The following is a 12,403-nucleotide window of genomic DNA, read 5'->3' as shown; positions in this document are numbered from 1 at the left end:
CGGCGCCTCCTCGCGCTCATGGGAGGACCTCCACCAGGGCGTTCACGGGGGCCTCGGCGATGCCGAGCACCAGCGCCGGGGCCAGCCCGATGGCCAGCGCGAGCAGCACCAGCGGCGCCCAGGCGGTCAGCTCCCCACCGGCCAGCGTCGGGGCGAGCCGGCCCACCGCCGGGCTGGGCCGGCCATGGGTGACCTGACGCAGCAGACGCAGGAAGTAGGCAGCGGTGAGTGCCCCGCCGACCGCGGCCAGGACGCCGAGGGTGGTCCAGAGTGGCCCGCCCACCTCGATCGCGGCGATCACGGCGAACGCCTCACCCCAGAACCCGGCCAGCCCGGGCAGGCCGAGCGAGGCGATCGCGGCGAAGCCGAGCAGGCCGGCGAGCCGCGGCGCGGTCTCCCGCAGCCCGGACAGCTCGGCGAGCGCCCCGGTGTGGGTACGGTCCTTGACCGCCCCGGCGAGGAAGAACAACAAGCCGGTGATCACGCCGTGGGCGACGTTGCCGATCAGCGCGGCCTGGATGCCGGTGCTGGTGAGCGTGGCGACGCCGAGCAGCACGAAGCCCATGTGTCCGACGCTGGAGTACGCGATCAGCCGCTTCAGCTCGGTCTGGGCCAGGCAGACGAGCGCCCCGACCAGGATCGCTGCGACGGCGAGTACGCCGAGCACCGGCGCGGCCCAGCGGGCCCCCTCCGGGGCCACCCCGACCGCCACCCGGATCAGCCCGTACGTGCCCATCTTCAGCAGCACCCCGGCGAGCACCACGCTGCCCACGGTGGGCGCCTGGGTGTGTGCGTCCGGCAGCCAGGAGTGCAGCGGCCAGAGCGGGCTCTTCACCGCGAAGGCCAGGGCGAGCAGCGTGAACGCGAAGAGTTGGGTGCCCCGGGAGAGTCCGCCGCCGCCGGTGAGCGCCACGATGTCGGCGGTGCCCGCGGCGGACACCACCACGTACACGCCGACCAGCAGGAGCACCGAGCCGAAGAGCGTGTAGAGGACAAACTTGCGGGCCGCCCGGCGCCGGTCCTCGCCGCCCCAGCCGGCGATGACCGCGTACATGGGCAGCAGGACGACCTCGAAGAAGAGGAAGAACAGGACCAGGTCCAGGGCGAGGAACGTGCCCAGGATGCCGACCTCGATCACCAGCAGCAGGGCGACCAGCGTCCGGCCGCTGCCGCCGGCCGGTACCCGGTAGAGGCTGTAGGCGCAGCAGAGCAGGGTCAGCAGCGCGGTCAGCACCACCAGCGGGTAGGAGATGCCGTCCACGCCGAGGTGGAAGCGCAGTTCCAGCCCGGGCACCCACGGCAGGTCGAGTTGATGCCACGGGCGTACCGCGGGTGCCGTCCCGGACCAGGCGAACCAGCCCCGGTCGCCGGCGGCGAGCGGCAGCGCGGCGAGCAGGGTGAGCCCGGCGGCCACCGTGCCGACCAGCCGGGCCGCCCGGTCCGCCGGGGTGGCGACCACCGCGACCGCGCCGAGCGCCGGCACCGCCAGGACGGCGACCAGCAGGAACTGCCCGAAGGTCATGCGTTCGCTCCGATCAGCGCGGCGGCCAGACCGATCAGCAGCGCACCGGCGAGCACCCCGGCGGCGGCCCGGGGCAGCGCGGCGCGGTGCAGCGCGGCCAGCCCGGCGCCGAGGCCGGACACGGCCCGCCCGCTACCCTCCACCGCGCCGTCCACCACCCGCTCGTCACCGGCGCGCACCATCCGGGCGAGCGTCCGGTAGGGACGTACCACCAGGGCGTGCTGGACGTCGTCGAGCCGGAACGCCGCCGCGAAGACCGGCCGCAGCGGACCCAGCGCGGCCGCCGGGTCGGCAGCCGGGTCGCGGCGCCAGCGGACCCAGGCCAGGCCGGCGCCGAGCAGCAGCAGCACCAGCGGCAGCAGTACCGACGGCGCGAGGTGCACCAGCGGCTCCGGCGGCAGAAGATCCGACGGGCGTTCCGCGGTGGCCGGCGCCGACGGCTGGAGCCGGTCGGCGAACGGGCCGGCGAACCCGGCGAACCCGAGCAGCGCCGCCGGTACGGCGAGCAGCAGCACCGGCCAGCGCAGCGTGCCCGGCGGATCGTGCGGGTGGGCGAGCGGGGCCCGGGTCTCGCCGAGGAAGGCGCGCAGCAGGAGCCGGGTGGCGTACCAGGCGGTGATCGCGACGCCGGCCAGCCCGGAGAGCCAGACCAGCCAGCCCACCCAGGACGGTGTCGGTCCCGTGCCGTCCAACGCGGCCTCCTGCGCCACGGCGAGCACGCCGTCCTTGCTCCAGAAGCCGGCGAGCGGCGGCAGCCCGGCCAGCGCGCCCAGCCCGACCACCGTGCACCAGAACGTGACAGGCATGCTGTGGCGCAGCCCGCCCATCTTCGACATCAGGGTGGTGCCGACGGCGTGGATCACCGCGCCGGCCGCCAGGAAGAGCAGCGCCTTGAACGCGGCGTGGGTGAGCAGGTGGAACAGCGCCGCGCACGGTGCGCCGACGGCGAGGGCGCCGGTCATGTAGCCGATCTGGGAGACCGTCGACCAGGCGAGCACCCGTTTGATGTCGTCCTGGGCGGTCGCCGCGAGCGCGCCGAGCAGCAGGGTGACCGAGGCGAGCACCCCGAGCACGGTCAGCGCGACCGGCGCGGCCTCGAAGAGAGGGTAGAGCCGGGTGACGGCGTAGACGCCGGCCGCGACCATCGTGGCGGCGTGGATGAGCGCGCTGATCGGCGTCGGGCCGGCCATCGCGTCGGGCAGCCAGGTGTGCAGCGGAAACTGCGCGCTCTTGCCGGCCACCCCGGCGAGCAGCAGCAGGCAGGCGGCGGTGAGCGTACCGGCGGAGTGGTCGGCGGCCAGCACGTCGGCGATCCGGAAGCTGCCCGCGGACACGCCGAGCAGCGCGATGCCCAGCAGGAAGCCGACGTCGCCAACCCGGGTGACCAGGAACGCCTTCACCGCGGCGGCGGGCGCCTCGGGCAGCCGGCGGTCGTGCGCGATGAGCAGGTACGAGCAGACGCCCATCACCTCCCAGCCGACCAGCAGGAGCAGCAGGTCTCCCGACACCACCACCAGCAGCATCGCCGCCGTGAAGAGGCTGATCTGGGCGGCGTACGGCGGGTAGCGGTGGTCGACGTCGACGTTGTCGTGCGGACCGCGTTTCAGGTAGCCGATCGAGTAGACCTGCACGGCCAGCGCGACCGCACCGACCGCCACCGCGACCAGCGCGGCGGCGCCGTCCAGCCGGACGCCGAGGCTGACGTCCAGGCCGCCCAGATCGACCCAGGTGGTGCTCGCCTCGGCCGGGGAGTCCAACGTGGCCAGCAGGGCGACCGCGAGCGCCAACGCGCCGGCCGCACCGGTCACCCCGAGGGTGATCGCCGCCCGCCGGGCCCACGCCTCGCCGACCGCCGCGTCCCGGCCGTGCGCGGTCAGGCCGCGCGGCGAGGGCGGCAGGAGCAGCCCGAGCAGTCCGGCCACCAGCGGTACGACCGGCAGCAGCACACCGAGCACCGTGGTGCCGTTCACCGCGCCTCCCGTGCGTCCGCGTCCACCGTCGCCGACGACTCGGTCAGCGGAACCTCGTCGACGGCCACGGTGGCCCGCAACCGGTAGAGCTGGAGCACGATCGCCAGACCCACCCCGATCTCGGCGGCGGCCAGCACGATGACGAAGAGCGCGAAGACCTGACCGCTGTGCGGCAGCGCCGCCCGCACCGTCGTGTCGGCGGTGACGAGGATCAGGTTGACCGCGTTGAGCATCAGCTCGACCGCCATCAGGACCAGCACCGCGTTGCGGCGGCGCAGCACGCCGTACGTCCCGAGCCCGAACAGCAGCGCCGCGGTGACGTACGGGATGACCGGCCTCACCGGCCCACCTCCGTACGCCCCGGCTGCTCCGCGGCCGGCCGCCCGATGTCCGGCCGGGAGAGCACCACCGCGCCGACCAGGGCGGAGAGCAGCAGCACCGAGAGCACCTCGAAGGGGAGCACCCAGCTGCGGAAGATCTCCCCGCCGATCCGCTCGGCCGTGCCCGCGTCGGGCAGCCGCACGGTCGTCCACCGGTACGCGTCGACGAGCAGCGCGGTCAGTCCCAGCCCGACGCCGCCGCCGATCAACGCGGCCGGCCAGCCGGGCCGGTCCAGGTCGTCGGAGGCGCCGATCGGCGCCCGGGTGAGCATCACCGCGAAGAGAAGCAGCACCACCACGGCGCCCACGTAGATGAGCACCTGGACCCAGGCCACCAGCTCGGCGGTGAGCACCAGGTAGTCGCCGGCCAGCGCGCCCAGGCAGACGACCAGGTAGAGACCCGCCCGGACCAGGTGCTTCGTGGTGACCACCAGCACGCCGGAGCCGACCGCCACCGCGCCGAGCGCGAGCAGCAGCACGTCCGCAACGGTCATGTCGTCGCCTCGCCGGACGAGCCCGGCTCGGGGCGTACGGCCGGGGTGGTGGGCCGGGCGGCGGGGACCGCCGCCTTGCGGGCGGCGCTGGTCTCCTCCTTGGCGGGCTCGCCGTTCGGGTCGTGCGCCGGTGGCGGCGGGACGGTGTCCATCCACTCCCCGAGGTGGTCCTTGTCGTGCAGCAGGTCCTTGATGTCGTACTCGGCGTACTCGAACTCCGGGGACCAGTAGAGCGCGTCGAACGGGCAGACCTCGACGCAGATACCGCAGTACATGCAGAGCGAGAAGTCGATGTCGAACCGGTCGAGCACGTTGCGCTGCCGGGGGCGGGCGGCGCCGGGCACCGCCACCTCCTCCTTGTGCGAGTCGATGTAGATGCACCAGTCCGGACACTCGCGGGCGCAGAGCATGCAGACCGTGCAGTTCTCCTCGAGCAGCGCGATCACCCCGCGCGAGCGGGGCGGCAGCTCGGGGGCCACGTCCGGGTACTGCTGGGTGGTGGAGCGCCGGGTCATCGTCTTCAGCGTGACCGCCAGCCCCTTGACCAGACCCGCACCGGGCAGGCCGCGGTCACCGGCGACGTCGTCCGGCGTGCGCTCGCTGCGGTCGCTCATGCGGACCATCCTGCCCTGTGGCCCCGGCGTGCGCGAGCGCCCCCCGAGCCTGGCCGGCGGTACGGTGTCGATGGGGAGAACGACGTACCGGAAAGGGCTCGCGAATGACCGCCGCGCTGCACGACGACCAGCCGCCGCCGGGCGAGTGGACGACGGACGATCTCGACCGCCTGCCCGACGACGGCCGCCGTTACGAACTCCTGGACGGAAACCTCATGATGTCGCCCTCCCCCACGCGACTCCACCAGTCCATCGCCGGCCGACTCATGGCCGCGCTCGACGAGAGCTGCCCCGCCGACCTCGACGTCACACAGGGCGTGGAGGTGCGCCTCTCCCGGACCCGGGCGTTCATCCCCGACGTGCTGGTCACCGAGCTCGACGCGGCAGCACGCAACCCGTCGCACTACCGGCCGCACGAGGTGATGCTGGTGGTCGAGATCGTCTCGGAGGGGTCCCGGAGCATCGACCGCGTGCTCAAGCCGGCGCTCTACGCCGAGGCGGACATCCCCTACTTCTGGCGGATCGAGACCGAGGCGGGCATCGTGGTGCACGCCCACAAGCTCGACCCGTCGAAGCGCGTCTACGTCGAGAAGGCCCGGATGACCGACGGCATCCTGCTGCCGGAGCCGTGGGAGATCGACATCCCGCTGTCCCGGATCACGCCCCGGAGCCGGTGACGCCGCCGAGCGGCGGGATCATCTCGACGCCGAGCTGCTGGAGCACCTGGAACAGTTCGTTGACGCTCCACACGTCGACGATGCGGCCGGTGGTGTCGAAGCGCAGGAACGTCGCGCCGGAGTAGCTCACCACCCGGCCCGTCGGCGGCACCGGACCGAACGGGCCCACCTGGGTGCCGGCCGCCCGCCAGTGCACGGCCACCCGGTCACCGACGGCGACCAGATCGACGATCTTGTAACGGAGATCGGGGAACGCCGCCCGCCGGTCCCGGTGCCAGGCCAGCGTCGCCTCCGGGCCGGTGCCGCCCAGCCCCGGGCAGTCGGGGGCGATCAGGTCGTACGCCGTCTCCTCGCGCCCGGCGTTCCACACGTCGGAGATGAGTCGCCGAGCCGCCGCCTCCGTGTCGATCACAGGAGGCAGCGTAGCGCCGGGCCCGCGCGGCGCGGCCGCCGCTCGCGACGGTCGCCCCGCAGGCAGCCGGTCGAGCCGCCAGAATGGGACGAGGCGACAGGATCGGAGGGGCGGCGTGGGTACGAGCAGCGAGGGCGGCAGGACCGAGACCGACGAGGAGGTGCTGCTGCGCACCGGCGGCAAGTACGTGGAGCCGGGTGGTGAGTTCACCCGCGACCAGCGGTACATCGCGACCCGGATCACCGCCGACGGGCGGGACGGCTACCCGGTGGAACCGGGACGCTACCGGCTCGCGATCAGCCGGGCCTGCCCCTGGGCGAGCCGCCTGGTCATCGTCCGCCGGCTGCTCGGCCTGGAGGACGTCATCTCGATGGCGATGGCCGGCCCGACGCACGACAAGCGGAGCTGGACGTTCGACCTCGACCCGGGTGGGCGGGACCCGGTGCTCGGCATCGAGCGGCTGGCCGAGGCGTACTTCAAGCGGTTCCCCGGCTACGAGCGGGGCATCACCGTGCCGGCGATGGTGGACGTGCCGACCGGGCAGGTGGTGACCAACGACTACGCGCAGATGAGTCTCGACCTCTCCACCGAGTGGACCGCCTACCACCGCGATGGCGCGCCGGACCTCTACCCCGAGCGGCTGCGTGACGAGATCGACGAGGTCAACAAGCTGGTGTTCCGGGACGTCAACAACGGCGTCTACCGGTGCGGGTTCGCGGGCAGCCAGGAGGCGTACGAGAAGGCGTACCGCCGCCTCTTCGACCGGCTGGACTGGTTGAGCGAGCGACTGACCGGCCAGCGTTACCTGGTCGGGGACACCATCACCGAGGCCGACGTGCGGCTGTTCACCACGCTGGTCCGGTTCGACCCGGTCTACCACGGCCACTTCAAGTGCAACCGGCAGAAGCTCACGGAGATGCCGGTGCTGTGGGCGTACGCCCGGGACCTCTTCCAGACCCCCGGCTTCGGGGACACGGTCGACTTCGACCAGATCAAGCGGCACTACTACGAGGTGCATCGGGACATCAACCCGACGGGCATCGTGCCGCTCGGGCCCGACCTGGCCAACTGGCTCACGCCGCACGGTCGGGAGGCGCTCGGCGGCCGTCCGTTCGGTGACGGCACCCCGCCTCCGCCGCCCGCGGAGCCGGTCGACCCCGCGCACACTCCGCTGCGCTGAGCGAGCTCGCCGGTGAAGCCCCCTCCCTCCCGGAGGGGGCTTCGTTCACATTGCGACGCGGACCGCGGCGGTGAGGACCAGCTGTGCCAGGGACGCCGGAACGAGGACGAGCCAGCAGAGACGCTGGAGCTGGTCCTCCCGCAGCCGCGGGTACGACACCCGGAGCCAAATGATCACGAAGGCGACGGCGAACATCTTGAGCAACGTCCAGAGCCAGCCGAGTTGGTCGTCGGCGAACGGCCCGTGCCAGCCACCGAGGAAGAGCACGGTGGTGAGCGCCGCGATCACCACGATGCCGACGTACTCGGCCAGCAGGAAGAACGCGAAGCGCAGCCCGGTGTACTCGGTCATGTAGCCGAAGACCAGCTCGGAGTCGGCGACCGGCATGTCGAACGGCGGGCGGCGGATCTCGGCGAGCCCGGCCACGAAGAAGACGATCATCGCGGGTGCCTGCCAGAGCAGCCACCAGGGCTGCCACGCCTCGACGATGCCCGAGAGGCTGAGCGTGCCTGCCGCCATCGCCACCGACGCCGCGGCCAGCACCAACGGCAGCTCGTAGCCGAGCAGCTGCGCGGCGCCGCGCAACCCACCGAGCAGGCTGTACTTGTTGGCCGAGGCCCACGCCGACATCAGCACGGCCAGCACCCCGACGCCCACCACCGCGAGCACGAAGAACAGCCCGACGTCCAGCGGCTGCCCGACCAGGTCGTTCGGCCCGAGCGGGATGACCAGGAGCACGAGCAGGTACGGCACCAGCGCGATCACCGGCGCCAGGCGGAAGACGGACCGGTCCGCGTCGCGCGGAGTGACGTCCTCCTTCTGCACGAACTTGAGCCCGTCGGCGACGAGCTGCGCCCAGCCGTGGAACGCGCCCGCGTACATCGGGCCGAGCCGGCCCTGCATGTGCGCCATCACCTTGTGCTCGGCCTGGCCGACCAGCAGCGGCAGGACGAGGAAGGCCACCAGGACCGCAGCGACCCGGATCAGCAGCTCCAACCAGACCGGCATCAGGACGCGTCCCTGTCGTCGCCGGTACGGCCGGCCGCACCGGGCGGCGGCGTCGGGCGGTCCGCTGCCGGACCACCGGTTGTCGGACTCGGCCCCTCGGCGGCGGTCGCCCCACCCGGGCCGCCGGACGCCGCCGAGCCCCCGACGGCCTCCGGGCCACCACCGGTCGTTCCGGGGACGTCAGGCGTCGCGGCCGAGCCGCGGCGGGCCGCCGGACCGCCGTCGGTCGGGACCGGTCGGCCGGTACGCCCGGCACGGGCCCCCGGCGCCGGTCGCGCGGGCCGGTCACCGGCCGGGCGAGCCGGCGTGCCGCCACGCCGCCCCTCCCCCGCGCCGCCGGCGCCGGCCGGGGTGGGCGTGGTGCCCCACTCTCCGGGCGCGGGCACGCCCGGCGGGCGGATCGGTCGTCGGCCGCCGCCCGCCTCGGACTCGCCCGGCTCCTTGGCGCCCGGCCACGGTTTGGCCACCCGGGAGGCGAGCACGAACTCCTTGCGCAGCGGATGCCCCTCGAACTCCGGCGGCAGCAACAGCGGACGCAGCCCGGCATGACCGGCGAAGTCGATGCCGAACATCTCGTGTGTCTCCCGCTCGTGCCAGTCGGCCCCGGGGTAGAGGTCGACCACCGAGGCGACCGTGGACGCCTCGCGCGGCACCCGGGTACGCAGCAGCAGGCCGTGCCGATGCCGGGTCGACCAGAGGTGCGCCACCACGTCGAACCCCTCGGTGAGCTCGTCCACGGCCGAGAGCCAGTCGAAGAAGTCGCAGTTCAGCTCCGCGTCGTCGCGGGCCGTACGGACGGCGTCGCGCCAGCCGGCCAACGGCACGTCCACCGTGGCGCGGGCGTGCCTGGCGCCACCGGAGACCGAGGGGGTGGTCTCGGCCGGCGCGAGCAGCTTGGCCATCCGGCTGCCGACCTCTTCCGGAGTCATGCGCCGATCCTAGGTGTTCCGCGGAGCGCGGTTAGGGACACGGCTGGCTGGTGAGTGGCCGCCGGGGTGTGACGCCGGGGGGATCATCTGCCGCTTTGCCGGTCGGGAGGCCGGCGGAGGGGCGAAGATGACAGACGTGCGCGCTGTGACTGTGGCCCCCGGGACCGCCAACTCCCTGGAGTTGATCGAGGACTACCCGGAACCGGCCCCCGAGGAGGGCTCGATCCTGGTCGAGTCCCTGGCCGTCGGCATCTGCGGCACCGATCACGAGATCATCAGCGGGGAGTACGGCGAGGCGCCCCCGGGCGAACGGCGTCTGGTGATCGGGCACGAGTCGCTGGGCCGGGTGCTGGAGGACCCGACCGGCACCCTTCAGCCGGGCGATCTGGTGGCCGGGATCGTCCGGCATCCGGACCCGGTGCCCTGCCCGAACTGTGCGGTCGGCGAGTGGGACATGTGCCGCAACGGCCGCTACACGGAGCACGGCATCAAGGCGCTGCCCGGATTCGCCCGGGAACGCTGGCGGGTCCAGCCCCCGTACGCCGTCCCGTTGGACCGGGCGCTCGGTCAGGTCGGCATGCTGCTCGAACCGACCAGCATCGTCGCGAAGGCGTGGGACCACATCGAACGGATCGGGCAACGGGCCGTGTGGCAGCCGAAGATCGTGCTGGTCACCGGCGCCGGCCCGATCGGCCTGCTCGCCGCTCTGCTCGCCGCGCAGCGCGGGTTCTCCGTACACGTGCTCGACCTCGCGACCAGCGGCCCGAAGCCGGAGCTGGTTCACGCGCTGGGCGCTACGTACCATTCGGTGCCGGTCCACGAGCTGGACTTCGAGCCGGACGTCGTGCTGGAGTGCACCGGGGCGCCGACCGTGGTGCTCGAGGTGATGTGCAAGGCCGCACCGAACGGCATCGTCTGCCTGGCCGGGGTATCCAGCGGCGGCCGAACCATCGACTTCGACGCCGGCGCGCTCAACCGGTCGCTGGTGCTGGAGAACAACGTCGTCTTCGGTTCGGTGAACGCCAACCGCCGGCACTGGGAACTGGCCGCGGACGCGCTCCACCGGGCCGACCCGCTCTGGCTCAGCTCCCTGATCAGCCGACGGGTGCCGGTGTCGGGGTACGCCGACGCGTACACGAGCGGGCCGGACGACATCAAGGTGGTGCTGGAGTTCGCGGTCTGACCCGGCGTCCCGCGCCGCGGCCGACTCAGGAACCGGGCGGCCGCCCTCAGATGCCGGGCAGCCGGCCGTTGCGGAACAGGTCCACGAAGAGCTGGTGGTCCTCCCGGGCACGCAGCCCGTACGCGTGGGCGAACTCCACCAGGTGGCTCACGAAATTCGACTCGTCCCGGTCCACCGCCGCGATGATCGCCTCCTCCGTGGAGTAGTCGACCAGATCGTGGCTGGACTCGTCGTCGGCGACCGAGTGCATCCGGGCCACCGCCCGGCCCAGGTCGGACAGCACCCCGGCCAGCTCATCCGGTTCGTTGACGTCCGCCCAGTCCAGGTCGGCGGCGTACGGCGAGACCTCGGCGACCAGCTGGCCGACCCCGGCCAGCTCGGTGAAGCCCAGCCACGGGTCGGCGTGCGCCTGCAACGCCCGCTGCGACTCGGCCGTCCGGTGCCCCTGGTGCTGGAAGTAGGCGCGGATCGACTCGTCGGGGATGTGCCGCGCCACCGCGGGCACCTGGGCCTGCTTCATGTAGATGACGACGTCGTTCTCCAGCGCCTGGGTGTGTCCCTCCAGCAGCAGGTTGTACGACGGCAACCCGGCCGAGCCGATGCCCACACCCTTGCGCAGCACCACGTCCTTGATCCGGGTCTCGACCGGACGCAGCCGGGCCGAGGAGACGGGCAGCGTGCCGAGGTACGCCTCGAAGGCGGCGCCGACCGCCTGCCGGGTGTCGTCGTCGACCTCGTACACGCCGTCGCCGAGGGAGAACCGCCGCTCGTAGTTGTCGATGGTGGTCTGCGTGGCGAGCAGGTCGACGCGGGTGTAGAGCCGGGCCTGCTGAAGCACCTGGCGCAGCACACCGTCGGCGTTGTCGAGGGTGATCGAGCCGATGGCGTCGTCGCCGCCCGCGGCGATCGCGCGCAACTCGGTGAGGTACGAGCGGGCGACGCCGGTGACCAGTTCGGTGATCGCCCGGTCGGAGAGCGCCTTGGCGTAGCCGAGCAGCGCCACGCTGGCCGCGAAGCGCTTCAGGTCCCACGTGAACGGCCCCACGTACGCCTCGTCGAAGTCGTTGACGTTGAACACCAGCTGCCCGGAGGCGTTCATGTAGGTGCCGAAGTTCTCGGCGTGCAGGTCGCCGTGGATCCACACCCGGCTGGTGCGCTCGTCGAGGAACCGGTCGTCGGCGAAGTCGCCGCGCTGGTCGGCGTAGAAGAGCGCGGCGCTGCCCCGGTAGAAGGCGAACGGAGACGCGGCCATCTTGCGGAACTTGCGACGGAAGGCGGCGGGGTCGAGCGCCATCGACGCCCCGAACTCCGCGATCAACACGTCCACGATGTGGGCGGCGCGACGCTGCCCTGAGCTGCTCATGTGCGCAGGCTAGTCCTCCTCCGCCAACTGCCCGGTCCGGCCGGGCGCTCGGCCTGGGCGCGGACCCTCGGCACAGCCGGTGGGGCGGCGGTCAGCTCGCGGGTGGGCGTACCGGCGGGGCGGTGAGCGACGCCACCGAGCGCGGGACGGCGCCGTCGCTCGGCGCGGCGTCGACGGGAGCGGCGAGCAGGTCGGGACGGGACACCCCGCCGGGACCGGACTGCTCGGCGGCGATCTTCTCCTGGAGGCGCAGGATGCCGTGCAGCAGCGCCTCCGGCCGGGGTGGGCAGCCGGGCACGTAGACGTCGACCGGAATGAGCTGGTCGACGCCCTTGGTCACCGAGTACGAGTCCCAGTAGGGGCCGCCGCAGTTGGAGCAGGCGCCGAACGAGATGACGTACTTCGGCTCGGGCATCTGGTCGTAGAGCCGCTTGATGGCCGGCGCCATCTTGTCGGTCACGGTGCCGGAGACCACCATGAGGTCAGCCTGACGGGGGCCGTGCGCGAACGGAATCACCCCGAGCCGCATGAAGTCGTGCCGGCTCATGCTCGTCGCGATGAACTCGATCGCGCAGCAGGCCAGGCCGAAGTTGAAGACCCAGAGCGAGTAACGGCGGCCCCAGTTCAGCACGAACCGGATCGGCTCGCCGAGCACTGCCGGTACCTGCACC

General features: G+C 72.8%; 12 protein-coding genes and 1 pseudogene. 3 read left to right on the top strand and 10 right to left on the bottom strand.

What is annotated here, in order from left to right; translation table 11 throughout:
- Nucleotides 1-16 precede the first annotated feature (16 nt).
- The 5 genes from AB0F98_RS05885 to AB0F98_RS05865 are packed head-to-tail and all read right to left on the bottom strand — an operon-like array spanning nucleotide 17 to nucleotide 4,989.
- A complete protein-coding gene (locus AB0F98_RS05885) occupies nucleotides 17-1,522 on the bottom strand; it encodes an NADH-quinone oxidoreductase subunit M (RefSeq protein WP_357729383.1) in 1,506 nt (501 codons plus the stop codon).
- Nucleotides 1,519-3,492 (bottom strand): NADH-quinone oxidoreductase subunit L, encoded by a 1,974-nt coding sequence (locus tag AB0F98_RS05880; RefSeq protein ID WP_357729380.1) that lies wholly within the window; start codon nucleotides 3,490-3,492, stop codon nucleotides 1,519-1,521. The genes AB0F98_RS05885 and AB0F98_RS05880 overlap by 4 nt, the downstream gene beginning before the upstream one ends.
- Nucleotides 3,489-3,833, bottom strand: a complete 345-nt coding sequence (gene nuoK, locus AB0F98_RS05875; RefSeq protein ID WP_357729377.1) for an NADH-quinone oxidoreductase subunit NuoK — start codon at nucleotides 3,831-3,833, stop codon at nucleotides 3,489-3,491. The genes AB0F98_RS05880 and nuoK overlap by 4 nt, the downstream gene beginning before the upstream one ends.
- On the bottom strand, nucleotides 3,830-4,366 hold the full coding sequence (locus AB0F98_RS05870) for an NADH-quinone oxidoreductase subunit J (protein WP_357729374.1): 537 nt from the start codon (nucleotides 4,364-4,366) through the stop codon (nucleotides 3,830-3,832). Before AB0F98_RS05870 ends, nuoK begins: the two co-directional genes overlap by 4 nt.
- On the bottom strand, nucleotides 4,363-4,989 hold the full coding sequence (locus tag AB0F98_RS05865; protein ID WP_357729371.1) for an NADH-quinone oxidoreductase subunit I: 627 nt from the start codon (nucleotides 4,987-4,989) through the stop codon (nucleotides 4,363-4,365). The genes AB0F98_RS05870 and AB0F98_RS05865 overlap by 4 nt, the downstream gene beginning before the upstream one ends.
- A gap of 95 nt (nucleotides 4,990-5,084) precedes the next feature.
- Here AB0F98_RS05865 and AB0F98_RS05860 point away from each other — a divergent pair, with 95 nt between their 5' ends.
- Complete coding sequence (locus AB0F98_RS05860) at nucleotides 5,085-5,657, top strand: Uma2 family endonuclease (protein WP_357729368.1); 573 nt, start codon at nucleotides 5,085-5,087, stop codon at nucleotides 5,655-5,657.
- Here AB0F98_RS05860 and AB0F98_RS05855 read toward each other — a convergent pair.
- On the bottom strand, nucleotides 5,638-6,069 hold the full coding sequence (locus AB0F98_RS05855) for an ester cyclase (RefSeq protein ID WP_357729365.1): 432 nt from the start codon (nucleotides 6,067-6,069) through the stop codon (nucleotides 5,638-5,640). The two genes, AB0F98_RS05860 and AB0F98_RS05855, sit on opposite strands and share 20 nt — an antisense overlap.
- 160 nt (nucleotides 6,070-6,229) lie before the next feature.
- Between AB0F98_RS05855 and AB0F98_RS05850 the strand changes: the two genes are divergently transcribed.
- Nucleotides 6,230-7,249 carry a glutathione S-transferase C-terminal domain-containing protein gene (locus tag AB0F98_RS05850; RefSeq protein WP_357730851.1) on the top strand — a complete coding sequence of 340 codons (1,020 nt, stop codon included), beginning with the start codon at nucleotides 6,230-6,232 and terminating at the stop codon, nucleotides 7,247-7,249.
- Nucleotides 7,250-7,294: 45 nt separating this feature from the next.
- Here the strand turns inward: AB0F98_RS05850 and nuoH are convergent, their stop codons facing one another.
- Together nuoH and AB0F98_RS05840 are read right to left on the bottom strand one after the other, a co-directional pair.
- A complete protein-coding gene (nuoH, locus tag AB0F98_RS05845; RefSeq protein WP_357729362.1) occupies nucleotides 7,295-8,257 on the bottom strand; it encodes an NADH-quinone oxidoreductase subunit NuoH in 963 nt (320 codons plus the stop codon).
- A gap of 329 nt (nucleotides 8,258-8,586) precedes the next feature.
- Nucleotides 8,587-9,186, bottom strand: a pseudogene (locus tag AB0F98_RS05840) (NADH-quinone oxidoreductase subunit C); the annotation flags it as partial.
- Between the two features lie 136 nt (nucleotides 9,187-9,322).
- Here AB0F98_RS05840 and AB0F98_RS05835 point away from each other — a divergent pair.
- Nucleotides 9,323-10,369 carry a glucose 1-dehydrogenase gene (locus tag AB0F98_RS05835; protein ID WP_357729359.1) on the top strand — a complete coding sequence of 349 codons (1,047 nt, stop codon included), beginning with the start codon at nucleotides 9,323-9,325 and terminating at the stop codon, nucleotides 10,367-10,369.
- A gap of 46 nt (nucleotides 10,370-10,415) precedes the next feature.
- Here AB0F98_RS05835 and AB0F98_RS05830 read toward each other — a convergent pair whose 3' ends face one another.
- Nucleotides 10,416-11,732, bottom strand: coding sequence for a DUF2252 domain-containing protein (locus AB0F98_RS05830; protein WP_357729355.1), 1,317 nt, complete (start codon nucleotides 11,730-11,732; stop codon nucleotides 10,416-10,418).
- Between the two features lie 91 nt (nucleotides 11,733-11,823).
- Nucleotides 11,824-12,402, bottom strand: a complete 579-nt coding sequence (locus tag AB0F98_RS05825; RefSeq protein WP_357729353.1) for an NADH-quinone oxidoreductase subunit B family protein — start codon at nucleotides 12,400-12,402, stop codon at nucleotides 11,824-11,826.
- Between the last annotated feature and the right edge of the window lies 1 nt (nucleotide 12,403).

Origin of the sequence: Micromonospora sp. NPDC023737, assembly GCF_040639715.1 — a bacterium.
Lineage (GTDB): Bacteria > Actinomycetota > Actinomycetes > Mycobacteriales > Micromonosporaceae > Micromonospora.
The sequence above is the reverse complement of the archived record's forward strand: the minus strand, read 5'-3'. Positions and strand labels throughout refer to the sequence as shown.

Bases quoted from the DNA above. Each gene is read 5' to 3' on its own strand.
- AB0F98_RS05885 (WP_357729383.1), bottom strand. From the start codon at position 1,522: ATGACCTTCGGGCAGTTCCTGCTGGTCGCCGTCCTGGCGGTGCCGGCG.
- AB0F98_RS05870 (WP_357729374.1), bottom strand. From the start codon at position 4,366: ATGACCGTTGCGGACGTGCTGCTGCTCGCGCTCGGCGCGGTGGCGGTC.
- AB0F98_RS05865 (WP_357729371.1), bottom strand. From the start codon at position 4,989: ATGGTCCGCATGAGCGACCGCAGCGAGCGCACGCCGGACGACGTCGCC.
- AB0F98_RS05860 (WP_357729368.1), top strand. From the start codon at position 5,085: ATGACCGCCGCGCTGCACGACGACCAGCCGCCGCCGGGCGAGTGGACG.
- nuoH (WP_357729362.1), bottom strand. From the start codon at position 8,257: ATGCCGGTCTGGTTGGAGCTGCTGATCCGGGTCGCTGCGGTCCTGGTG.
- AB0F98_RS05830 (WP_357729355.1), bottom strand. From the start codon at position 11,732: ATGAGCAGCTCAGGGCAGCGTCGCGCCGCCCACATCGTGGACGTGTTG.